This window comes from Pseudomonas sp. NPDC086278, assembly GCF_050280905.1.
GTDB lineage: Bacteria > Pseudomonadota > Gammaproteobacteria > Pseudomonadales > Pseudomonadaceae > Aquipseudomonas.
Genome location: NZ_JBNNWE010000052.1, coordinates 1 through 23,705, shown reverse-complemented (window position 1 = coordinate 23,705; position 23,705 = coordinate 1). Strand labels below are relative to the sequence as shown.

The following is a 23,705-nucleotide window of genomic DNA, read 5'->3' as shown; positions in this document are numbered from 1 at the left end:
TCCTAGACTTACGTCCAATGGGCACCCTGCATTCAGGGGCCGACCATGGCTGAGTCATCCGACAACCACAATTCCAAAAAGACTGCGGTAATGGTTATGAGTAAAGCGGACGCCTTCACACAGGCAGGGAAAACCGCGGTGTTGCAAAACATTCAGGGCACTTTGCAATTTCTTCAGCGCTTCCCGCCCTTCAATCAAATGGAACACGCTCACCTGGCGTACCTGGTTGAACAATGTCAGCTGCGTTTCTACGGCCCCGGCGAGAGCATCATCAAGCCTGCCGATGGCCCGGTTGAGCATTTTTATATCGTCAAACAGGGGCGCGTCGTTGGCGAACGTCCGCACACGGCCAAGGGCGGCACCGAAACCACTTTCGAAATCACCACCGGCGAGTGTTTCCCCCTCGCCGCGCTGCTGGGCGAGCGGGCGACGCGTACCGAGCACCTGGCCGCCGAAGACACCTTTTGCCTGCAACTGAACAAGCTGGCGTTCATCAAGCTGTTCGCGCTGTCCCACACCTTTCGCGACTTCGCCTTGCGCGGCGTCAGCAGCCTGCTGGATCAGGTCAACCAGCAAGTCCAGCAAAAAGCCGTGGAAACCCTCGGCACACAATATTCGCTGAATACCCGCCTGGGCGAACTGGCCATGCGTCACCCCGTGACGTGCAGCCCGGTCACGCCGCTGCGCGAAGCCGTGTCCCTGATGCACGAACAACAGGTCGGCAGCATTGTGGTGGTCGATGACCAGAAGGCGCCGCTGGGGATCTTCACCCTGCGCGACCTGCGCCAGGTGGTGGCCGACGGCACCAACGACTTCAACGAAGCCATCGAACGCCACATGACCCAGAAACCGTTTTCCCTGTCGCCGGACCACAGCGCCTTCGACGCGGCGATTGCCATGACCGAACGGCACATTGCGCATGTGTGTCTGGTCAAGGATCAGCGCCTGTGCGGCGTGGTGTCCGAGCGCGATCTGTTTTCCCTGCAACGGGTCGATCTGGTGCATCTGGCGCGGACCATCCGCAGCGCCCAGCGCGTGGAAAACCTGGTGGCGATGCGCGGCGAGATCGGCCAACTGGTCGAACGCATGCTCGCCCACGGCGCCTCTTCTACGCAGATCACTCACATCATTACGCTGCTCAACGACCACACCGTGTGCCGGGTCATTGAACTGACGCTCGCCGAGCGAGGCGACCCCGGCGTTCCCTTCAGTTGGCTGTGTTTCGGCAGCGAAGGCCGCCGCGAGCAGACGCTGCACACCGATCAGGACAACGGCATTCTGTTCGAAGCCCGGGACGCTGCGCACGCCGCCGAGATTCGCGGCAAGTTGCTGCCGATTGCCCAACAGATCAACCAGAGCCTGGCGCTCTGCGGCTTCACGTTGTGCAAAGGCAACATCATGGCCGGCAACCCCGAGCTGTGTTTATCCCGTGCCGAATGGGCGCGACGGTTTGCGGCGTTTATCCGCGAGGCAACCCCGGAGAACCTGCTGGGCTCGAGCATTTATTTCGATCTGCGGGTGGTGTGGGGCGATGAGCAAGGTTGCGAGCAATTGCGTCGCAGCATTCTCGATCAGGTCGGCGACAACCGTTTGTTCCAGCGGATGTTGGCCGACAACGCCTTGCGTCATCGGCCGCCGGTCGGTCGCTTCCGCGAGTTCGTGCTGGCGAAGAAGAATGGCGAGAAAGCCACGCTGGACCTGAAAGTCCAGGGACTGACGCCGTTTGTCGACGGTGCCCGGCTGCTCGCCTTGGCCAATGGCATCGAGGCGAACAACACCCTTGAGCGCTTCCGGCAACTGGTCGCCAAGGAGGTCATCGAGCGGCTGGACGGCGCGGCGTATGAAGAGGCTTATCACTTCATTCAGCAAACCCGCATGCAGCAGCACCAGCTACAGACCCGGGAGAATCTGCCCTATTCCAACCGCGTCGATCCGGACAGCCTCAATCATCTGGACCGACGGATCCTGCGTGAATCCCTGCGCCAGGCACAACGCCTGCAAAGCAGCCTGGCCCTGCGGTATCAGCTATGAGCCTGTTTTCATGGTTGCGCCCGGCAAGCCTGGTGCTGCCTGCCGAACTTCTGCGACGTCTTGAACGCTTGCCCGCCCTCGCCGAACTCAGCGAATGCAGCCTGCGCGAGCAGCGCTGGGTGGTGCTGGACCTGGAAACCACCGGGCTGAACCTGAACAGGGATCGGGTGCTGTCCATCGGCGCGGTGGTGATCGAGGACGGCGCCATCGATTTCAGCCAGCAGTTCGAGCGCACGCTGCAATGCGTCGACATGAAGCTGGCGCCCAGCGTGTTGATTCATGGGCTGGGCCCCAGCGCGATTGCCGCTGGCAGTGACCCGGCGCAGGCGCTGATCGAGTTCATGGAGTTCGTCGGCGACAGCCCGGTGCTGGCGTTTCATGCGCCGTTCGACCAGCACATGCTTGGGCGCGCGTTGAAAGATCATCTGGGCTACAAGTTGCAGCATCCGTTTCTGGACGTGGCGGAGATCGCGCCGCTGCTGTGCCCGCAGGCGAACATCAAGGAAGCCGGGCTGGATGAGTGGATCAGTTGGTTCAAGCTCGAAGTCTTCGAACGGCACAACGCCAGCGCCGATGCGCTGGCCACGGCGGAACTGGCGCTGATTCTGTTCAGCCGCGCGCGCCAGCAGCAGATTCATAGCCCGTTGAATTTGCAACAGCGGTTGAGCCAGTGGAAACGGCGCCAGCAAACGCCCTCCTTCTAATTGCCCCAGCGTCTTCGCGGCGCTCCGACGATCCGCCGCGAAAAAACGATAACGCGGTCTACCTGCCGCCCACCCGACCAGCGCCAATTGCTTACCTCCCGCGCCTCTGCCACAATCGCGAACAATTCTCGTTAGTTAACACTTCCCAAACGGTGATGCTGCGTGTCGTCAATCCCAAGCCCCCACAGTGAGCTGGTTGGTGCGTTATACCGCGACCATCGCGGTTGGCTATTGGCTTGGCTGCGACGTAACGTGGCCTGCCCGCAACGGGCCGAAGACCTGAGCCAGGACACCTTCGTGCGCTTGCTGGGGCGCGATGAGCTGAAGGAGCCTCGCGAACCGCGGGCGTTTCTGGTGGCGATTGCCAAGGGCCTGCTGTTCGACTATTTCCGCCGCGCCGCGCTGGAACAGGCCTACCTCACCGAACTGATGCTGATCCCCGAAGGCGAACAACCGTCGGTGGAAGAACAGCAGCTGATCCTCGAAGACCTCAAAGCCATCGACCGTCTGCTCGGCAAGCTCTCGAGCAAGGCGCGGGCAGCGTTTCTCTATAACCGTCTGGACGGCCTCGGCCACGCGGAAATCGCCCAGCGCCTGGGCGTGTCGGTACCGCGCGTGCGTCAGTACCTGGCCCAGGGCATTCGTCAGTGCTACATCGCGCTGTACGGTGAGCCGGTATGAGCCCGACCAGTTCCAAACCGGTGTCAGCCAAGGTGCTCGATGCCGCGATTGCCTGGCAACTCTCGCTGGATTCCGGCACGCCGGTCGAGCGCGAAGAGTTCGCCAAATGGCACGCCGCCCACGAAGAACACGCCCGCGCCTGGCGCCAATTGGGCATGCTCGATCAACGTTTCAGCGTGGCCAGCGGTCCGGCGCGCACGGCGTTGCTGCAATCGCGTGAAAGTATTCGCCGCCGGGTCCGCAAGCTTGGCAGCGGCGCGGCGAGCATCGTGGCGGTCATCGGGTTGGCGCTGTTTGCCGGCGAACGTTATCTGCCGCTCGACTATTGGCTGGCTGACGAACGCACCGCCACCGGCGAGCAACGCATGCTGCGCCTGACCGACGGGACCCTGATCAACCTCAACACCCACAGCGCCATCGATGTGCGTTTCGACGAGAAGCAGCGACGGATCGTCCTGCAGGAAGGCGAAATCCTCATCGAGACCGGTCATGGCGATGCCCGGCCGTTTATCGTCGAAACCCGCGAAGGCAGCATGCGCGCGCTGGGCACCCGGTTCCTGGTCAAGCGCGAGGAGGACGGCACGCGACTCAGCGTGTTGAAGTCCGCGGTGGCGGCGCACCCGGAGTCGACCCCTGAAGAACAGATCCTGCGCGAAGGCCAGCAAGTGCTGATACGCGGCAATGGCCTGGGGCCGATTGTCGCCCTCAACCTCGGCGCCGATGCCTGGACCCGTGGAATGCTGGTGGTGGACAACGCGCGGCTGGAAGACCTGGTGCACGAACTCGGGCGCTACCGTACCGGGCACCTGGGCGTCGCGCCCGAGGTCGCCGACCTGCGGATCACTGGCAGCTTCCCGCTGAACGACACGGACAAGGCGCTGAGTGCGTTGCTACCGACATTGCCCGTGCAGATCGAGCAACACACCCAGTGGTGGGTGACGGTGGCGAAGGCTGAAACCAGGCCCTGAGGTGTTGGGCGCCTGAGCCGACGCCTTCGCGAGCAAGCCCGCTCCCACATTCGAGCGCATTCCTCCAGGGAGAACTCGGTTAAATGTGGGAGATCAAGCAACACACCCAGTGGTGGGTGACGGTGGCGAAGGCTGAAACCAGGCCCTGAGGTGTTGGGCGCCTGAGCCGACGCCTTCGCGAGCAAGCCCGCTCCCACATTTAACCGAGTTCTCCCTGAAGGAATTGCGGGCAAATGTGGGAGCGGGCTTGCTCGCGAAGGGGCCCTCAGCGCCGCCACAAACCCCGGTTGGTTTAATGAATAAAAATTATTTCCATCCAGCCCTATCACTTTTCGACTCTCGTCCGGCACCAAGGCAATTGAGAAATATTTCCATTCAGGAGCCGCCGTATGTCCCGTTCGCTAGATACCTTGTTGCGCCCCAGCGTGTTGGCTGTCGCCATCGCCTTGTGCACCCCCTTGGCCAGCAGCCAGTTGATGGCCGCCGAGCAGGCGTCCAGCGTTCGCGCCTATAACGTGCCGGCCGCGCCACTGGCCAGCACGTTGAACCAGATCGCCAGTCAGGCCGGCCTGGCCCTGTCGCTGAATCCTTCGCTGGCGGCCGGCAAGACGTCCAATCCGGTCAAGGGCCAGTTCGATGCGGCCGGCGCCCTGCGTGAAGCTTTGCGCGGCACCGGTCTGCAACTGCAACAGAGCAGCGCCGGCACCTACAGCCTGATCGAGATTCCCGAGGGCGTGTTGGCGCTGCCGGAAACCGCGGTCATCGGCGTCGAGAACACCGAAAGCGCCTGGGGCCCGGTGGACGGTTACCTCGCCACTCGCACCGCCGCCGGCACCAAGACCGATACCTCTCTGCTCGAAGCGCCGCGCTCGATTTCGGTCGTGACTCGCCAGCAGATGGACGATCGCAATGTGCAAAACCTCGACGACGCCGTGCGCTACTTGCCCGGCACCACGGCCAGCAGCTACGGCAGCGATACCCGCGCCGACTGGCTGCGCGTTCGTGGTTTTGAACCGACCCAGTTCCTCGACGGCCTGCCACTGCCCAAAGGCGTGTACGCCAACCCGAAACAGGAAACCTGGAACCTCGACCGCCTTGCCGTGCTGCGCGGCCCGGCCTCCTCGGTGTACGGCCAGACCCCGCCGGGCGGCCTGCTGGACATGGTCAGCCGCCGTCCCACGGCTGAAGACAGCCACGAAATCCAGTTGCAATACGGCAGCGACAACCAGCGCCAGATCAACTTCGCCAGCACCGGCAAGATCGACGACGCAGGCCAGTTTCTCTACAGCCTGAGCGGCGTGGTGCGCGACAGCGGCACGCAGATCGACCACGTCGACAACAAGCGCTACAACATCGCGCCGAGCCTGACCTGGAACATCGACGAAGACACCAAGTTCACCCTGCTCACCCAATTCACCCGCGACGATACCGGCATCACCAGCCAGTTCCTGCCGGTGCAGGGCACGAAAATCGACATGCCGTTCGGCAAGGTGTCCCATCACAAAAATCTGGGCGATCCGGATTGGGAATACTACGACCGCACCTACTACGCGCTGGGCTATGCGTTCGAACATCGCCTGAACGATGTCTGGCAGTTCAAGCAGAACCTGCGTTACACCAAGTCGGACCTGTCGTTCCAGGCCCTGACCGTCGGCTCGTATCCGTTTACCCAAGTGGATGACCAAGGCAACGTCGGCCGCACCAGCACCGTCGTCGATGAAGACATCAGCCAGTTCGCCGTGGACAACAACTTCCAGGCCGACTTCGCCACCGGCGACATCCGTCACACCTTGCTCCTCGGTCTCGACCACCAGCGCAGCAACACCAACTACACCTCGATCTTCGGTGACGGTCTGACCACCAACGTCAACGACCCGATCTACGGCCAGCCGATCGTGCGTCCGCCACGCTCCAGCGCGTTCTACGACTACGACCAGAAGACTTACCAGACCGGCCTGTACGTGCAGGATCAAATGGCCCTCGACCAATGGCGCCTGACCCTGGGCGGCCGTGAAGACTGGGTCCACACCGGCACCGAGTTTTTCAACAAGGGCGATGCGACCAACACCCAGCGCGACAAGAACTTCAGCGGCAATGCGGCGATCAGCTATGTGTTTGAATCGGGCTTAGTGCCGTACCTGTCGTACGCCGAATCCTTCCAGCCAACCACCGGTGCTTCCGCCACGGCCACCGAGTCGTTCAAGCCGACCGAAGGCAAGCAATGGGAGCTGGGGGTCAAGTACCAGCCACCGGGCAGCAAAACCCTGCTCACCGCCGCCGTGTATGACCTGACCCAGAAAAACGTCTCGGTCACCACCACGGTCGGCGCCACGCCAATCACCAGCCAGACCGGCGAAGTGAAGGTCAAGGGCCTGGAACTGGAAGCCGTCTCCGACGTCACCGACAACCTGAAAATCACCGCGGCTTACACCTTGGCCAAGTCCGAAGTGCAAAAAGGCGACTACAAAGGCAACCGGCTGCAACTGATGCCCAACCAGCAAGCATCGCTGTGGGCCGATTACACCTGGCACAGCGGCGTGCTCGACGGTTTCGGCCTCGGCGCCGGCGCGCGCTACACCGGCAATACCTACGGCGACCAAGGCAATACCTGGCTGGGCAAGGCTGACGCCTATACCGTGTTCGACGCTGCCGTCCATTACGACCTCGGTCGCCTGGACAACAGCCTCAAAGGCGCGTCGTTGGCACTTAACGCCACCAACCTGCTGGACAAGGACTACATTTCCACCTGTGACAGTTTCTATTGCTACTACGGCGACCAACGCAGCGTCGTCGCCAGTGCCACTTACAAGTGGTAATCGCCTGACCTGACACGCCCAAGACCCGAGCCGTCCTTCATGGACGGCTTTGGTATTTCTGAAGGCTATGAAATGAAAAGTAAAACAATTCGCCGCTGGTCGTTCATCCACACCTGGACCAGCCTGATCTGCACCGTGTTCCTGCTGATGCTGGCGCTGACCGGTTTGCCGTTGATCTTCAGTCATGAGATCGACCACCTGCTGGGCAATGCGCCCGAGTTGAAGCAAATGCCAGCGGACACCCCGCAGCTGAATTTGCAGCAGTTGGTGCTGGCCGCGCAAAAGCATCGGCCCGGCGAGGTCATGCAGTATTTCGGCTTTGACGAAGAAGAGCCTAACGGCGCGTTTGCGATCATGGCGCCGACCGCCGGCACCGAGCCCAACTCGTCTCACACGTTCATGCTCGACGCCCGCACTGGCGAAGCGCTGGAAACGCCGTCGGCCAATGGCGGTTTCATGATGATCATGCTGCGCCTGCACGTGGACATGTTTGCCGGTTTGCCGGGCAAGTTGCTGTTGGCGTTCATGGGGCTGATGTTTGTCGTGGCCATCGTGTCCGGGACGGTGCTGTACCTGCCGTTCATGCGCCGGTTGAAATTCGCCACCGTGCGCAACGACAAATCCACGCGCCTGCGCTGGCTCGACCTGCATAACCTGATCGGCGTGGTCACCCTGACCTGGGCGCTGGTGGTGGGTGTGACCGGGGTGATCAGCGCCTGCGCCGACCTGCTGATCGCGGCGTGGCGCAATGACGCGCTGACCGCCATGATCGCGCCGTACCGCGATGCACCGCCGCTGACGCAACTGGCGCCGGCCACTCGCTTGCTCGACATCGCCAAGGACGTCGCGCCGGGCATGACGCCAGACTTCATTGCCTTCCCCGGCACCCGGTTTTCCAGCGAACACCACTACGCGGTGTTCATGAAAGGCAGCACGCACCTGACATCGCACCTGCTGACACCGGTGCTGATCGACGCCAGCACCCTGCAAGTCACCGCCGTCGCCGAGCGACCGTGGTACATGGACGCGATGGGCCTGTCGCAACCGCTGCACTTCGGTGATTACGGCGGCATGCCGATGAAAATCCTCTGGGCGACCCTGGATGTGCTGACCATCATCGTGCTCGGCAGCGGCGTTTATCTGTGGGTGGTGCGGCGCAAAGCGGCGAAACCTGTGCTCGAACAGACGAAGGCCAACGCATGAAGCCGAGGCAGTCGAACTTCTGGAAAGTCTTCGGCACCCCTACGGTGATCGCCCTGCTCAGTGGCGCGGGATTGTTTGCCGCGCTGCTCGGCGACGGAATCTGGGATGCCTTTAGCTGGCTCGGCCTCGGCGTGCCGGCCGCTTTCGCCCTGCGCGGCCTGCTGCAACGCCGCTGATCCATGGGTGGGAGCAACACGCTCCCACATTTGGCATGCATGCCTCTGTGGCAACGAATTTCCTGAAGTCATAGGACGACATCGCACGCCATCCTTCGCCTCACCCCGCAAGCCCGCCGACATATCTATTGACAATTTAGCCGTTGCACTTCTATAAAGGCGCATGTTGTACGACAACTTACAACAACGCTGCACGACACCAAAATCCAAAAATAATCCTGGTGAAGTAATGAAAGTCAAAGGCATCCGCTGGTGGATGGTCGGTCTGGTGACGGCCGGCCTGATGGTCAACTACCTGGCTCGCAATACCCTCTCAGTGGCCGCCCCGACCCTGATGAGCGAAATGAACATCTCCACCGAGCAGTACTCGCACATCGTGGTCGCGTGGCAGGTTTGCTATGCGCTGATGCAGCCAGTCGCCGGTTACATCATCGATGCCATCGGCACCAAAATGGGCTTCGCCATCTTCGCCTTTTCCTGGTCGGTCGCGTGTGCGCTGGCAGCGCTGGCCACGGGCTGGCAGGGGCTGGCGTTTGTCCGTGGCCTGCTCGGCCTGACGGAAGCGGCCGGTTTGCCGGCAGCGGTCAAAGCCTCCACCGAGTGGTTTCCGGCCAAGGAGCGCTCCGTCGCGATTGGCTGGTTCAACATCGGTTCGTCGATTGGCGCACTGCTCGCGCCACCACTGGTGGTCTGGGCCATTCTGCACAGCGGCTGGGAACTGGCGTTCCTGATCGTCGGCGGTCTGGGCGTGGTCTGGAGTTTTCTCTGGCTGATCCTCTACAAACACCCGCGCGACCAGAAGCGCCTGAGCGATGAAGAACGCGACTACATCCTCAGCGGCCAGGAAGATCACTTCAAAGACCCGACCAGCAAAAAGGGCAGCTGGAAGAAGATCATCGGCAGCCGCAACTTCTACGCCATCGCCAGCGCCCGGATGCTCTCCGAGCCGGCCTGGCAGACGTTCAACGCGTGGATCCCGCTGTACCTGATGACCGAACGTCACATGAACATCAAGGAAATCGCGATGTTCGCCTGGCTGCCGTTCCTGGCGGCCGACCTTGGCTGCGTCCTCGGCGGTTACCTGAGCCCGTTCTTCCACAAACACCTGAAAGTGTCGTTGTTCACCTCGCGCAAAATGGTCTTGCTGTTCGGCGCCTCGTGCATGATCGGCCCGGCCTGTATCGGTCTGGTGGCCAGCCCTTACACCGCGATTGCGCTGCTGTGCATCGGTGGTTTCGCCCACCAGACATTGTCCGGCGCGCTGTATGCGATCACCTCCGACTCCTTTGGCAAAAACGAAGTGGCCACGGCCACCGGCATGGGCGGTATGTTCGGCTACTTGGGCGCGGCGGCGTTCACCCTGGTGTTCGGCGTGATGGTGACCAAGATCGGCTACAGCCCGCTGTTCGTGGTGCTGGCGATTTTCGACATCGTGGCGGCGTTCATCGTCTGGACCGTGGCGCGTGAACTGAAGCCGCAACACACCGGGCCGGGTCTGCAAACCGCAGTGCCCGCCAGATAAGACGCGTAACCCTGTGGGAGCGGGCTTGCTCGCGAAGGCGGTGTGTCAGTCGAAATCGATGTTGACTGACCTGACGCCTTCGCGAGCAAGCCCGCTCCCACACGTGTGATCTTGAGCAATCGGACCAACGCGCTATGCTGCCCGGCACTGCCCCTACCGAGACGCGACCATGTCCACCCCGAGCATGACCCTGTTCCACAACTCGCTATCGCCCTTCGTCCGCAAAGTCATGGTGCTGCTGCACGAAACCGGTCAGACCGACCGCGTCGCCCTGCAAGACTGCGTCCTGTCCCCGGTCAGCCCTGACCCGGCCCTGAACGAAGACAACCCGATCGGCAAGATCCCGGCCCTGCGCCTGGCCGACGGCAACGTGATTCATGACAGCCGGGTGATCCTCGATTACCTCGACCAGCAACACGTCGGCAACCCGCTGATCCCGCGTGAAGGTTCGGCCCGCTGGCGGCGCCTGACCCTGGCCTCCCTGGCCGACGGGATCATGGACGCCGCGGTGATGGTTCGCTATGAACTGGCCCTGCGCGCGCCCGAGAAACACTGGGAAGCGTGGCTCGAAGGTCAGCGCGAGAAGATTCGTCGCGCCTTGGCGTTGCTGGAAAAAGACGCGATTGCCGAGCTGACCAGCCATTTCGATGTGGCGGCGATCAGTGTGGCCTGCGCCTTGGGTTACCTCGACTTGCGCCATGCGGATCTGGCATGGCGCGAGGCGAATCCGCAGTTGGCGGCGTGGTATTTCGAGGTCAGTCAGCGGCCTTCGATGGTGGCGACGATGCCCAAGGTTTAAATTTTCGCCAGCCTTACCGGCCTCTTCGCGAGCGAGCCCGCTCCCACAGGATATCTGCGGTTTGCACACACTTTGTGTTCACTGGAGATCCAGTGTGGGAGCGGGCTTGCTCGCGAAGGGACCACACCGGATCCACCGGAAACAACCCAACGATCAGCGCCGCCAACACCGCCCCCACCCGCTGATCTTCGCGCAACCCCAACGACCGGCTCATTGCACCGCCCCGAGATCAAACTCAAGCGGCTTGGCCGTCTTCTGCCCGATCCCGTACCAGTCCAGTTTGCGGGTCAGCACCATGAACACCCCGAGCAAACCGAACAGCAGCAACGAGCCCATCAACAACGCGTAATCCTCGGCACTCAACAAGCCGTAGAGCAAGCCATACAACGCCGCCAACCCCGCCGAAAAACTCAAGCCGTGGCGCACGCTGCGCAGCACGTGACAGACATAGAACCCGATCAACAGCACACAACCGCTCGCCGACACCAGGTACGCCAAGGCAAAACCAATGTGCTCGGACAGCGACAGCAACAACAGATAGAAGAACGCCAGCGCCACACCCACCAACGCGTACTGCACCGGGTGCACCGCCAGGCTTTTCAGCACTTCAAAGAGGAAGAAACCGGCGAAGGTCAGGACGATGAACAGCAGCGCGTATTTGATCGCCCGATCGCTCTTCAGGTATTGATCCACCGGGTTGATGAAACTCACGCCGAAGCTACGGTCGTTGTACGCCTCGCAGCCACCGCCCGACACGCAAGTGCTCAGCGCTTCTTGCAGGTTGGTGGAGAAAAACGAGGTCTGCCAATTGGCCGTGAACCCTTGATCGTTCACCTCTCGCTGGGCCGGCAAGTAGTTACCGATAAAGCTCGGGTGCGGCCAGTTGGCGGTCAGCGACACCTTGCTGGTTTTGCCCACCGGCAGCACTTGCAACTGGCCGGTGCCTTGCAGGCGCAGGTCGAAACCGAACGCCAGTTCCGTGGCTTGTCTGGTGTCCAGCGCCGGCAGCGTCACGTGCACGCCCTCACCCAGCCAGCCGACCTGACTGCCCGGAACGAAGTCCAGGCTCTGGCCATTGAGGTCGAGTTTCAAGGCGTTTTCGATGCCACGAATGTCGCTGATCCCGACCGCCAGGAACGGCTGATCGAACTGGTAATCGTCGAAGTCTTCCTTGATGCCCAATTGCGCCGGGACCGAAAAGTGCCCGCTGATGTGGTTGTCGGCGTGGAACAGGCGCGCTTCGTAAATGCCGCGCGCGCGCAGTTCGGTCTGGACCTGGCCATCGAGTTCGAAGTGCTCGGGGAGGAAATACAAGCGCCCGCGCTCTTCACCGACTTCCTGGTAACGCACGTTGGTTTTCTCGTTGAGCTTCCAGGTGCGCACCACTTTGCGGTATGGCACCACCATCAGCGGGCCGCTCAGTTGCTGGCTGAAACTGGAGCTGCGGGCGATGTCTTCGAGCACGCCGTCTCGCAGTTGCTGGCGGTCCTGGATGATGCCGTTGATCATCAGCAACGGGATCAGCAGTAGCAGGATCAAAAGGGCAATGGCCCCGAGTTTTAGAGTCAGGCTGCGGTTCATGTGGGTCTCTCCCTGTTCGAATGAGGGAGAGTCTGGCTTCGCTGTGTGGAGGCTTTGTGGGGGAAATGTGGAGAGTGTGTGGAAACTGAATGCCCTTCGCGAGCAAGCCCGCTCCCACAGTTGAACCGGATACTTCAGCAGAATGCGATCAACTGTGGGAGCGGGCTTGCTCGCGAAGGCGGCAACTCGGTCCTAAGCCAGGCACACCCTGACTTCAACCCCGCCCTCGACATTGCCAATGCTCATTGAGCCACCGTGTAACTGCACCACTTCTTCAACAAAGTTGAGTCCCAACCCGGTGCTCTTGCGCCCGGTGTCCGGACGCGGCAACGAATAGAACCGCTCGCTCAATCGCGGCAGCGCATAGTCCGGAATCGCCTCGGCCTGGTTGAACAGCCGGAACTCAATCGCCTGCCCGACCCGCTCGGCGCTGAAGCGCAACACCCCCAGGGCCGGGGTGAAATCCAGCGCGTTTTCCAGCAGATTTCCCAGCGCCTGACGCAGCAGAAACGGCTCGCCGGTGATCGCCAGCTCCGCTGCAATCGTCTGTTCCACACGCAACTGTTTGCCTTCGATTCGCCCGGCCTGAGCCTCCAGCAACTCGTCCACCAACGCGGCCAAGGGCACCTCGACGCGTTCTTCCAGCCCTTGACGCTGTTCAACCTGAGCCAGCGTCAACAACCGTTCAATCAACTGCTGCATCCGCACGCTTTCGTTGTCGATGTTGCTGACAAAGCGCTGCCGCTGCGCCAACGGCATGTCGCCTTGCAGCAATTCTGCCGCGCCGCGAATCGCCGCCAGCGGGCTCTTCAATTCGTGGGTCAGGGTGTGCACGTAACGCTCGACGTACGCCTTGCCTTCCAGCTGCGTGCGCATCTGCTCCACTGCCGACGCCAACTGCTGCAGTTCGCCGCCGCGATAATGCGGAACCTCGACCCGCCGCCCCTCGCTCACCGCTTGTGCATAAGCGGTCAAGCGCCGCAGTGCCGCGCTCAACCACCACGACAACAGCGCGCCGAACAGCAGGCCCAGGCCGATCAGCCCGGCGCCGTAAGCCAGCAAGCGGCGCTCGGTGCGATCCACGTAAGGCTGCAACGAGCTGTTGGGCTTGGCCACGGTGACCACGCCGATGATCTGGCCGTTGTCGCGAATCGGTGCGCCGACGTGCATCACCGATGAGTTCGCATCGCCGGGATCGCTGCGGGTGGACCGCGCGCCGTATTCACCGCGCAAGGTCAGGTAGACGTCGTTCCAGCGCGAGTAATCCTGGCCCACCGCGACGCCGCTGGAATCCAGCACCACGATGCCTTTGGCGTCGGTGACGTAGATGCGGTGGTTGACCTGGTTTTTCGGCAGGCCCCAGATGCTCGCCTTCGGTTGTCGCTCGCCGTAAGCCTTGAGCAGTTGCGGCCAGCGATTCTGGTTGAGGGTGCCGGCCTTGAAATCATCGCGCAGGATTTCGGCCATCAGGTTCGCGGTGTCGACCAGGGTTTCTTCGGTGGACTGGCGCACGCCGGGGCGGATTTCTTCCATCACGGTGTTGAGCACGAAGTAGCCGGTCAGACCGATGAACAACACGTACACGAGGAAAATCCGGATCCCCAGCGGCATCAGCTGTGCCCCGGGCTGTAGCTGTAGCCGAGGCCGCGATGGGTCTGGATCGGCTCGGCGTCGGCGTTCACCCGGCGTAATTTGGCGCGCAGGCTTTTGATGTGGCTGTCGATGCTGCGCTCGTAACCGGCGTCGGCGGCAACGCCCAACGCATCGAGCAGTTGCTCGCGGCTGAACACGCGTTCGGGTTGTTCCAGCAGGCATTGCAGCAGACGGAATTCGTGGCGCGTCAGGTTCAGCACCTGAGCGCGATAGCTGATCTGCACGCGCTCGCTGTCGACACTGAACAACGTCGATTCCGCTTCGACCACGGCACGCGGGGCCGCGCGCTTGAGAATCGCCCGGACCCGCGCCGCCACTTCCCGTGGGCTGAATGGCTTGACCACGTAATCGTCGGCGCCGATTTCCAGGCCCACCACGCGATCGATTTCCGCCTCGCGGGCGCTGAGAAAAATCACCGGCACTTCGCTGAAGCGGCGCAGTTGCTTGCAGGTCTCGAAGCCGCTGATGTCCGGCAGACCGATGTCGAGGATGATCAGGTCGGCGGGCGTCGCCCGCTGGTGCTCAAGCGCAGCGGCGCCGAGGCTCAGCCACGTGGTGGTGAACCCCTCGCACTGCAAGGCGAATATCAGGGTGTCGGCAATCGCCGCTTCGTCTTCGACTATCAGGATATGAGGCATGGCGTCCGAGCCCGGCAGTTAAGTGGGCGAACGGTGCCCCAAGCCTCACATCCCGTCAATCAGCAGTCGGGTTTGTCGGCGGTGAAACGCCGCGCCGGGTTCACCGCCGCGCCGAACTCACGCAAGGCTTTGGCGCCGATCAGCAACGGGTAGTTGAAGCTGCTGCGGTCGGTCAGGTTGACCTCGACGGTGCGCTTGACGTTGCCCAGGCACAGCTCCAGATCGACCACCGGGCGCTTGGTGGGTGCGACGACTTCACTGTCGTCCTCGTCTTCTTCGGAACGGGTCTTGATCTTGCTGATCCGCGCAACCTTGTGTTCGTAGACCTTATTGCTGGCGTCTTTGGTGGCGAGACGGAAACGCACCCAGTCTTCGCCGTCGCGGGTGAAGAGTTCGATGTCCTTGGCCGACAGCGACGCGGTCAGGGCGCCGGTGTCCATTTTGGCCTTGAGCACTTCACCGCCGATTTCCGGCAACGCGATGTATTCGTACCGTCCGTACAGGGTCGGCTCGGCGGCCAGGGCAGGCAGGGCCACCAGGGAAAGCAGTGCGAGGAGCGATTTCACGTAATGGGCATCCTTGGAAAATTGGGGCGTCGAACGCGAGATTTTAGACAGTCGGCAAGGGATTCGTTCGTTCCGGAGATCTTTCGCGAGCAAGCCCGCTCCCACAGGGGGCCAGGGCCATCACTCCACGACCCGCGCCGGATCAATATCACTCAAGCATATCGCTGCAAACGTGAAACATTCGTCGTCACGGATTTGGCCTGTCGCCCGAAGCTGCTTATCATGGCGCGCCCAAATGATTTCAAGAGTTACTTATGCGCCGCCTGCTCACCGGCTGTTTCGTTACCCTGCTGCTGTTGCTCAACACCCTGGTCCTGTTCGGGCCGCTGATGGTGTTTGCCCTGCTCAAACTGGTCCTGCCCGGGCGTTTGCGCGATTACGCCTCATGGGCGGTGATGTGGATCGCCGAGACCTGGGCCGAAATCGACAAGCTGATCTTCCGCCTGTGCATCCCCACGCAATGGGAGATTCGCGGCAGCGCCGACCTGCGGGTCGACACCTCGTACCTGGTGATCAGCAACCATCAATCCTGGGTCGATATCCCGGCGCTGATCCAGACGCTCAACCGGCGCACGCCGTTCTTCAAGTTCTTCCTCAAGAAAGAATTGATCTGGGTACCGTTCCTGGGCCTGGCCTGGTGGGCGCTGGATTATCCGTTCATGAAGCGCTACACCAAGGCGTTTCTGGCGAAGCACCCGGAACTGGCCGGCAAGGACCTGGAAATCACCAAAGCCGCGTGCGAGCTGTACAAGCGCCAGCCGGTGACGGTGGTCAATTACCTGGAAGGCACGCGATTTACCCCTGCAAAACGCCAGCAACAGCAGTCACCCTTCACCCATCTGCTGAAACCCAAGGCCGGCGGCGTGGCGTTTGTATTGGCGGCGATGGGCGAACAGCTGGACGCCATTCTGGACGTGACGGTGGTGTATCCACAGCCGAAAATTCCGGGTTTCTGGGATTTGATCAGCGGCAATGTGCCGAGGGTGATCATCGACATCAAGACCCGCGAGCTCGACCCGGCGCTGTGGCAAGGCGATTACGAAAACGACCCGCAGTTCCGTGAAACGGTGCAGAACTGGGTCAACCAGCTCTGGACCGAAAAGGATCTGCGCATCGACGCGTTGCGCGCCGAAAGCCGCTGAATCAGCTACCGGAACCGGCGCCCCAGATGCCGCCGAGGTTCTGCAGCAACGAACCGCCGACGCCCTGATCGCCCAGGTATTTGAGGATCACCGGGGCAAACTGGCCGACCATGCTGTTGTCCATGCCCAGCGCGCTGAAGGCACTGTTCAGGTCGTTGGTGTTTTTCACATTGCCCAGGGCATTTTCCAGGCCGGCCGACTTGCCGGACGAACCGAGCATCCCGGCCAGGGCGCCCATCTGACCGCCGCCGGACAGTTTGTCCAGCCCCGGCACCTCTTTGGCCAGTTGCGAGTAATCGGTCGAACTCAGTTGATTCTTCGCCAGCCCCAGCATCGCGCCAGTGCCGCCGACGGCTTGTTGCGGGGTGACGTTCAATTGCGAAGTCAGCGCGCCAAGCAGGCCAGCGGTTTCCTTCGTCGGTGCGGCAGCCGTCGCGGCGTTACCGCCTTGCATGCTCGCCGCCGCTTTGGTCACATCATCCAGGCTGAAACCGGCGAAGACCGGGCTGGCGGCCAGACTCATCAGCGAAGCCAGTGCAAAACCGCGTGAAATCTTCATCCAGACATCCTCTTTAGGCATAAAAACCACCCACCCGTGGGTGGCGCAAAAACTGTGTGTTCGACTGGCATCCCCGGGGATTGTTCCCAATCCACCTGTGGGAGCGGGCTTTGTGGTGAGGGGGCTTTTGTGGTGATGGGGCTTTCGTGGCGAGGGGGCTTGCCCCCGTTCGGCTGCGTAGCAGTCGTGAATCCAGAAAACGCGGTGTGTCAGTCAAACCGCGCTTATCAGAATTTAGGGCCGCTGCGCGACCCAACGGGGGCAAGCCCCCTCGCCACAGCAAGCCCCCTCGCCACAGCAAGCCTCCTCGCCACAATTGACCACAGTCGAAAAGAATCCCGTTGTGTTGCATCCAGTCTAGCCCGCCCCGCGTATATCAAGCACGGACAGAAACGTCTGGCCGGCTCTCCCCCTCAAGGGTTCCCCCGTGAATGGAACAACGGCGCGCCGTGAACTAACCTCTGCCTGCAACCGGCACCGCACGCAGCACAGCGCCATTCCCCCGATTGTCTGGAGAACCGTTATTTCCGTCGCCGATACCGACCAGCTCCGGCAGCTTCTGGCCCAGTGTTCGCTGGGTGACCGCCGCGCCTTCGAGACGCTTTACCGCAGCGTCGGCCCGCAGCTGCATGGCGTTGCCCTGCGTTTCATGGGCCGCCCGGATCTCGCCGAAGAAGTGTTGCAGGAAAGTTTTGTGCGCATCTGGAACAACGCTTCGCGCTACGAAGCGCACCTGTCGGCGCCAATGACCTGGATGATCAACATCACCCGCAACCAGGCCATCGACCAGTTGCGCAAACACCGCGACCGACCGCTGAGCGATCTCGAAGAACAGGCGCTGGTGGATGAAAGTCCCTCGGCCCACGAACAATTGAGCAGCGCCCGCGAGGCCAACGCCTTGAACCGCTGCCTGGACAGCCTCGACGGCATGCAGCGTGAATCGATCACCGTGGCGTACTTTCAGGGGCTGTCGTGCTCTGAACTGGCGCAACACCTGGCCGCACCGCTGGGCTCGGTGAAGTCCTGGATTCGTCGCGGCATGGAGCGCCTGCGCAGGTGCCTTGAATCATGAACTATCAAACCCCGACCCTGCGCCGCGCCCTCGCCGCCGATTACGCCATCGGCCTGATGCCGGGGGGCGCTCGCCGACGTTTTGAGCAGCTGTTGCTGGACGATGCCGCGTTGCGCGGGGAACTGGCGCAGTGGCAAGAAAGCCTCGCCAGCCTGACGCAAGCATTGCCCGAACAACCGGTGCCGGATCGCGTGTGGCACGGGATTACCGCGCGTATCGATCCGCAAGTGCTGCACGTGCCTGAGCAACGTCCGTTCTGGAACTGGCTGCGCGTAATGGCGGCGATTTGTACGTTGGCGGTGGTCGTGTTCCTGAGCGTGCTCTACAACCGCGATGAGCCGCGATACAGCGCCACATTGCTGACCGCCGACGCGCAGCCTGCGCTGAAAGTCGAAGCTCACGAAAACTACCTGAACGTCGAGCCGCTGACGTTGGCGGCCGTGACACCGGAGCAAAGCCTGGAGCTGTGGGCAATTCCGGCGGATGGCAAGCCGATTTCGCTGGGGGTCATTCCGGCGGGGGGCAAGGGTCGCGTAGCGCTAAGCGATGCGCAGCGGGCATTGATCGGCAAACCGATTGCGCTGGCGGTGAGTCTGGAACCGAAGGGTGGTTCGCCAACCGGGCAGCCGACCGGGCCGGTCCTGTATCAAGGCGCACTGGCCGCACTTTGACTTGCTTTTTGTGGTGAGGGGGCTTGCCCCCGTTGGGTCGCGCAGCGGCCCCAAATCCGCATAAACGCGGTGTGTCAGTCAAACCGCGTGTATCGGGATTTGGGGCTGCTTCGCAGCCCAACGGGGGCAAGCCCCCTCGCCACAGAAGCCTCCTCCCCACAGCAAGCCTCCTCCCACAGCAAGCCCCCTTGCCACAGCAATCCTCCTCACCACAGCAAGCCCCCTTGCCACAGAAGCCCCAAACCACAGTAGGCCCCTTGGCCATAGGGTTTTGGTGATCCCAATAAAAACGGCGACCCGAAGGTCGCCGTTTTGCTTTGCGTGAAGCCTTACGCCGCGCTGAACAGCTTATGCGGATCAATCACAAACTTCTTCGGCACACCCGCATCGAACTCGCCATACCCACGTGGCGCGTCATCCAGGCTGATGACTTCCACACCAACGATGTCGGCGATATGAATGCGGTCCCACATGATCGCCTGCATCAACTGGCGGTTGTACTTCATCACCGGCGTCTGGCCGGTGTGGAAGCTGTGGGATTTGGCCCAGCCCAGACCGAAGCGAATGCTCAGGCTGCCCATTTTCGCCGCAGCATCCACCGCACCCGGATCTTCCGTCACGTACAGGCCCGGAATACCGATTTTGCCTGCCACGCGCACCACGCCCATCAGCGAGTTGAGCACGGTGGCCGGGGCTTCGTGTTTCACACCGTCATGACCGTGGCCGCGCGCCTCGAAGCCCACGGCGTCGACGGCGCAATCCACTTCAGGCTCGCCCAGCAGTGCGGCGATTTGCTCGTGCAACGGAGTGTCGAGGGACAGGTCGGCGATTTCAAAACCCTGGGCCTTGGCGTGGGCCAGGCGGACGGTGTTGACGTCACCGATGATCACCACTGCCGCGCCCAACAGGCGAGCGGAAGCGGCAGCCGCCAGACCCACCGGACCCGCGCCGGCGATGTACACCGTGCTGCCCGGACCCACGCCCGCCGTTACGGCGCCGTGATAACCGGTGGGCAGGATGTCGGAGAGGCACGTCAGGTCGCGGATTTTCTCCATTGCGCGGTCGCGGTCCGGCAGTTTCAGCAGGTTGAAGTCGGCGTACGGCACCATCGCGTATTCAGCCTGGCCACCGGTCCAGTCGCCCATGTCGACGTAACCATAAGCGCCGCCTGGACGGGCCGGGTTGACGCTGAGGCAGACCCCGGTGTGCATTTCCTTGCAGGAACGGCAGCGCCCGCAAGCCACGTTGAACGGAACAGAGACCAGGTCGCCGATCTGCAGGTTCTCGACGTCACTGCCCTTCTCGATCACTTCGCCAGTGATTTCGTGGCCCAGCACCAGACCGGTCTGAGCGGTGGTACGACCGCGCACCATGTGCTGATCGGAACCACAGATGTTGGTGGACACCACACGCAGGATCACGGCGTGGTTAATCTTCCTGCCGCGCGGGTCCTGCATTTTCGGATAGTCGATTTTCTGTATTTCGACCTTGCCATTGCCGAGATACACCACACCACGATTGCCAGACATGCTTTCACCTCGCTGTTGTTTTTATGTAGCGGTCGCGTCGCCATGGAGCGGCGGCGCGTTGATTGCTCGGGTTATTGCCTGTGTGTCTTGTGTTGTTTGTTATGGCCTCTTCGCGAGCAAGCCCGCTCCCACAGTGGATCGGGGTGTACACAAGGTTTGCGATCCACACAAAACCCTGTGGGAGCGGGCTTGCTCGCGAAGGCGATCTAGAGAACAACCGTGCGATTGGCGTTAAGAAACACCCGTCGCTCAATGTGATAACCCACCGCCCGCGCCAACGTCAGGCCCTCGATATCCCGCCCCTTGGCGATCAAGTCTTCCGGGTAATGACTGTGGTCCACCACCTCGACGCCCTGGGCGATGATCGGGCCTTCGTCGAGGTCGTTGTTGATGTAATGCGCGGTCGCGCCGACCAGTTTCACGCCTTTGTTGTAGGCCTGGTGATACGGCTTGGCGCCTTTGAAACCGGGCAGCAGGGAGTGGTGAATATTGATCGCCTTGCCGTCGAGTTTGCGGCACAGCTCGGGCGACAGGACTTGCATGTAACGGGCAAGGATCACCAGTTCGGCACCGGACTCTTCGATCACTTGCCACACCTGGCGCTCTTGCGACGGTTTGTCGTTCGGGTCCAGCGGGAAATGGTGATAGGGAATCTGATGCCAGTCGGCCAACGGCTTGAGGTCCGGGTGGTTGGAAACCACGGCGGCGACGTCCATCGACAACTGGCCGATGCGCTGGCGGTAGAGCAAGTCGTTGAGGCAGTGATCGGCCTTGGAGACCATGATCACCACTTTTGGCCGGTAGTTCGGCGCGGTGAGTTCGAAGATCATCCCGAAATTCGCACCACGCTCTTCGAGGCCGGCGCGAAAGGCTTGTTCGTCGAAGCCGTCGGGCTGGCGGAATTCCACGCGAATGAAGAAACGGCCCGAGAGCCGGTCATCGAAGGAATGGTGCTCGGTGACGTAGCAGCCCTGCTCGAACAGAAAGCGGGTCACCGCGTCCACGGTGCCGAGGACACTGGGGCAATCGGCGGTCAGAATCCATGTGTCTGGGGCGCGGCTCATAGTGCGGTGACTCCTGCTGCGAAAACGGTGAACAGAGCGAACTCTGTGGCGAGGGGGCTTTTGAACTGGAGAGCTTTTGTGGCTAGGGACCTTTGTAACTAGAGCCCTTTGTGGCTAAGGGCTTGGTGTGGTGAGGAGCTTTTGTGGCGAGGGGGCTTGCCCCCGTTCGGCTGCGAAGCAGTCGTGAATCCAGAAAACGCGGTGTGTCAGTCAAACCGCGTTTATCAGGATTTGGGGCCGCTGCGCGACCCAACGGGGGCAAGCCCCCTCGCCACAAAAGCTTCCTCACCACACCAAGCCTCCTTGCCACAGAAGCCCCAAACCACAGCAAGCCTCCTTCCCACAAAAGCTCTTCTCCACAGCAAGCCACCTGCCACAAAAAGCTCTGGCGCCGCGATTACGCCTGGACGCTAAGTCCGTACTCAGCCGCTGCGTCCTGCAACCACAACCACCAGTAATCCGAGAAGCTGCGGCGGATCAGCAGTTCCCAGGTGTCTTCGGCGGTGTGGCGGATCACCAGTTGCGACTTGGCGAACACGGTGCCGACAGCCTTGCCCACCGGGAAGCTGTTGGGGTGCACGTCGTAGCTGGTGGATTTCATCAGCACCTGGCGCACGTTCGGGCCGCTCAGTTCGAGGATCTGCTGGCCGCCGCTGACGTTGACGATCTGGATGTGCAGGTCGCCCAATGCTTCACGCAGCTTTTGCTCGGCGGCGAATTCTTCACCGGTCGGCACGATGAGCAGCCATTCATCCGGCCCCATCCATTGCAGGCTGGTTTCGCCTTTGACGATAACGGTCAGCGCGCCCGGCAATTCGATGCCCAACGCCTTGTGCACGCCAGCGCTGAACGCCGCATCGTGACCATCGCCACGGAGGGTCAGGTGGCCGAGGAGTTTTTTCTCACGCACGATCACGCCGGCGCTTTTGCGGCCCTTGCCCACCAGGCTGGCGAGGTCGGCATGATGCAGCGACGACTCGGCCTTAGCCCCGGTGGCTGGGCGTTGTTGGTAAACGTTGGCTGTGGTCATAAAGCACCTGTTCCTGAATTCTGTTGTGCGGTTGGTCTCAACCCTGTGGTGACTGGGCTGCCGTCTTCGCCAGCAAGCCCGCTCCCACATTTGGACCGCGTTCCCCTGTGGGAGCGGGCTTGCTCGCGAATGGGCCGACTCGGTGTCATTGCCCATCCACAAGCTCTAGAGCCACTAGATGTTCTGGCGATCACCCTTCGGATCGAAGAACACCGAAGAAACAATCTCCGCCTCGATCACGCGGCCATCCGCCAGCGGTGCAAACACGCGCTCACCGATGCGCTTCAAGCCGCCCTTGACCACGCCCATGGCAAACGAATAGCCCAAGGAGTTGTGCAAGTAGCTGGACGTGACGTGACCGACCATCGTCATCGGGATGGTCTGCTTGGGGTTGAACACCAACTGCGCGCCTTCCGGCAGCCATTGGGTCGGATCGATCGGCTTCAGACCGACCAGCTGTTTGCGTTGATCACGCACGCAGTCTTCGCGGTTCATGCCACGCCAGCCGATCCACGAGAAAGGTTTGGTGCGACCGACACACCACCCCATGTTCAAGTCGTCCGGGGTCATCGAGCCGTCGGTGTCCTGGCCGACGATGATGAACCCCTTCTCGGCCCGCAGGATGTGCATGGTTTCGGTGCCGTACGGCGTCAGGTTGTACTGCTTGCCGGCCTCGACGATTTTTTCGAGCACGCCCATGGCGTAATCGGCTTGCACGTTGACTTCGTACGACAGCTCGCCGGTAAACGAGATCCGGAACACCCGCGCCGGCACACCGCCGACCAGGCCTTCTTTCCAGGTCATGAACGGGAACGCTTCGTTGCTCAGGTCAATGTCGGTCACTTCGGCGAGCAGCTTGCGGCTGTTCGGCCCGGACAGGGTCATGGTTGCCCAGTGATCGGTCACGGAGGTGAAGTACACCTTCAGGTCTGGCCATTCGGTCTGTTGGTAGATTTCCAGCCATTGCAGCACGCGTGCCGCGCCGCCGGTGGTGGTGGTCATCACGAAATGGTTGTCGGCCAGGCACGCCGTTACGCCGTCGTCGAAGACCATGCCGTCTTCTTTGCACATCAGGCCGTAACGCGCCTTGCCCACGTCGAGCTTGGTCCAGGCGTTGGTGTAGATGCGGTTGAGGAACTCGCGGGCATCCGGGCCTTGAATGTCGATCTTGCCGAGGGTCGAGGCATCCAGCAGGCCGACGCTGTCGCGCACGGCTTTGCATTCGCGTTTCACGGCGGCGTGAATGTCTTCACCGTTTTTCGGGAAGTACCACGGACGTTTCCACTGCCCGACGTCTTCG

Annotated in this window: 21 protein-coding genes; 12 read left to right on the top strand and 9 right to left on the bottom strand. The window is 61.8% G+C overall.

Features of this window, described 5'->3' with window-relative positions; genetic code table 11:
- Positions 1-90: 90 nt before the first annotated feature.
- From ACQKP4_RS17155 to ACQKP4_RS17115, 9 genes are all read left to right on the top strand, one after another.
- Positions 91-2,031, top strand: coding sequence for a putative nucleotidyltransferase substrate binding domain-containing protein (locus ACQKP4_RS17155; protein ID WP_427634851.1), 1,941 nt, complete (start codon positions 91-93; stop codon positions 2,029-2,031).
- Complete coding sequence (locus ACQKP4_RS17150; protein WP_427634850.1) at positions 2,028-2,735, top strand: 3'-5' exonuclease; 708 nt, start codon at positions 2,028-2,030, stop codon at positions 2,733-2,735. Before ACQKP4_RS17155 ends, ACQKP4_RS17150 begins: the two co-directional genes overlap by 4 nt.
- Positions 2,736-2,897: 162 nt before the next feature.
- Positions 2,898-3,416, top strand: a complete 519-nt coding sequence (locus ACQKP4_RS17145; RefSeq protein WP_427634849.1) for an RNA polymerase sigma factor — start codon at positions 2,898-2,900, stop codon at positions 3,414-3,416.
- Positions 3,413-4,384 carry a FecR domain-containing protein gene (locus ACQKP4_RS17140; RefSeq protein ID WP_427634848.1) on the top strand — a complete coding sequence of 324 codons (972 nt, stop codon included), beginning with the start codon at positions 3,413-3,415 and terminating at the stop codon, positions 4,382-4,384. Before ACQKP4_RS17145 ends, ACQKP4_RS17140 begins: the two co-directional genes overlap by 4 nt.
- Before the next feature lie 389 nt (positions 4,385-4,773).
- Complete coding sequence (locus tag ACQKP4_RS17135) at positions 4,774-7,200, top strand: TonB-dependent siderophore receptor (RefSeq protein ID WP_427634847.1); 2,427 nt, start codon at positions 4,774-4,776, stop codon at positions 7,198-7,200.
- Between the two features lie 72 nt (positions 7,201-7,272).
- Positions 7,273-8,403 carry a PepSY-associated TM helix domain-containing protein gene (locus ACQKP4_RS17130; RefSeq protein WP_427634846.1) on the top strand — a complete coding sequence of 377 codons (1,131 nt, stop codon included), beginning with the start codon at positions 7,273-7,275 and terminating at the stop codon, positions 8,401-8,403.
- Entirely contained in the window at positions 8,400-8,579 is a 180-nt protein-coding gene (locus tag ACQKP4_RS17125) for a hypothetical protein (RefSeq protein ID WP_427634845.1), read from the top strand. Before ACQKP4_RS17130 ends, ACQKP4_RS17125 begins: the two co-directional genes overlap by 4 nt.
- 229 nt (positions 8,580-8,808) lie before the next feature.
- Positions 8,809-10,101 carry an MFS transporter gene (locus tag ACQKP4_RS17120; protein WP_427634844.1) on the top strand — a complete coding sequence of 431 codons (1,293 nt, stop codon included), beginning with the start codon at positions 8,809-8,811 and terminating at the stop codon, positions 10,099-10,101.
- A 169-nt stretch (positions 10,102-10,270) separates the two neighbouring features.
- A complete protein-coding gene (locus ACQKP4_RS17115) occupies positions 10,271-10,900 on the top strand; it encodes a glutathione S-transferase (RefSeq protein ID WP_427634843.1) in 630 nt (209 codons plus the stop codon).
- A 210-nt stretch (positions 10,901-11,110) separates the two neighbouring features.
- Here the strand turns inward: ACQKP4_RS17115 and creD are convergent, their stop codons facing one another.
- The 4 genes from creD to ACQKP4_RS17095 form a co-directional block, all read right to left on the bottom strand.
- Positions 11,111-12,481 (bottom strand): cell envelope integrity protein CreD, encoded by a 1,371-nt coding sequence (creD, locus tag ACQKP4_RS17110; protein ID WP_427634842.1) that lies wholly within the window; start codon positions 12,479-12,481, stop codon positions 11,111-11,113.
- A 192-nt stretch (positions 12,482-12,673) separates the two neighbouring features.
- Positions 12,674-14,092, bottom strand: coding sequence for a two-component system sensor histidine kinase CreC (creC, locus tag ACQKP4_RS17105; protein ID WP_427634841.1), 1,419 nt, complete (start codon positions 14,090-14,092; stop codon positions 12,674-12,676).
- Positions 14,092-14,772 carry a two-component system response regulator CreB gene (gene creB / locus ACQKP4_RS17100; protein WP_427634840.1) on the bottom strand — a complete coding sequence of 227 codons (681 nt, stop codon included), beginning with the start codon at positions 14,770-14,772 and terminating at the stop codon, positions 14,092-14,094. Before creB ends, creC begins: the two co-directional genes overlap by 1 nt.
- Positions 14,773-14,831: 59 nt before the next feature.
- Positions 14,832-15,338: an ATP-dependent zinc protease family protein gene (locus tag ACQKP4_RS17095; protein ID WP_427634839.1), complete on the bottom strand. Its 507-nt coding sequence runs from the start codon at positions 15,336-15,338 to the stop codon at positions 14,832-14,834.
- A 254-nt stretch (positions 15,339-15,592) separates the two neighbouring features.
- Here ACQKP4_RS17095 and ACQKP4_RS17090 point away from each other — a divergent pair, with 254 nt between their 5' ends.
- Positions 15,593-16,480: an acyltransferase gene (locus tag ACQKP4_RS17090; RefSeq protein ID WP_427634838.1), complete on the top strand. Its 888-nt coding sequence runs from the start codon at positions 15,593-15,595 to the stop codon at positions 16,478-16,480.
- A gap of 1 nt (position 16,481) precedes the next feature.
- Here ACQKP4_RS17090 and ACQKP4_RS17085 read toward each other — a convergent pair whose 3' ends face one another.
- Positions 16,482-17,039, bottom strand: a complete 558-nt coding sequence (locus ACQKP4_RS17085) for a DUF2780 domain-containing protein (RefSeq protein ID WP_427634837.1) — start codon at positions 17,037-17,039, stop codon at positions 16,482-16,484.
- Between the two features lie 427 nt (positions 17,040-17,466).
- Between ACQKP4_RS17085 and ACQKP4_RS17080 the strand changes: the two genes are divergently transcribed.
- On the top strand, positions 17,467-18,111 hold the full coding sequence (locus ACQKP4_RS17080; protein WP_427634836.1) for a sigma-70 family RNA polymerase sigma factor: 645 nt from the start codon (positions 17,467-17,469) through the stop codon (positions 18,109-18,111).
- Positions 18,108-18,782 carry an anti-sigma factor gene (locus ACQKP4_RS17075; protein WP_427634835.1) on the top strand — a complete coding sequence of 225 codons (675 nt, stop codon included), beginning with the start codon at positions 18,108-18,110 and terminating at the stop codon, positions 18,780-18,782. Before ACQKP4_RS17080 ends, ACQKP4_RS17075 begins: the two co-directional genes overlap by 4 nt.
- Positions 18,783-19,111: 329 nt before the next feature.
- Here the strand turns inward: ACQKP4_RS17075 and fdhA are convergent, their stop codons facing one another.
- From fdhA to ACQKP4_RS17055, 4 genes are all read right to left on the bottom strand, one after another.
- Positions 19,112-20,311 carry a formaldehyde dehydrogenase, glutathione-independent gene (fdhA, locus tag ACQKP4_RS17070; protein ID WP_007947729.1) on the bottom strand — a complete coding sequence of 400 codons (1,200 nt, stop codon included), beginning with the start codon at positions 20,309-20,311 and terminating at the stop codon, positions 19,112-19,114.
- A 206-nt stretch (positions 20,312-20,517) separates the two neighbouring features.
- Positions 20,518-21,375, bottom strand: coding sequence for a formyltetrahydrofolate deformylase (gene purU / locus ACQKP4_RS17065; protein ID WP_427634834.1), 858 nt, complete (start codon positions 21,373-21,375; stop codon positions 20,518-20,520).
- 397 nt (positions 21,376-21,772) lie between these two features.
- Positions 21,773-22,405, bottom strand: coding sequence for a sarcosine oxidase subunit gamma (locus ACQKP4_RS17060; protein WP_427634833.1), 633 nt, complete (start codon positions 22,403-22,405; stop codon positions 21,773-21,775).
- A gap of 174 nt (positions 22,406-22,579) precedes the next feature.
- On the bottom strand, positions 22,580-23,705 hold a 1,126-nt coding region (locus tag ACQKP4_RS17055; protein ID WP_427634832.1), incomplete at its 5' end, for a glycine cleavage T C-terminal barrel domain-containing protein.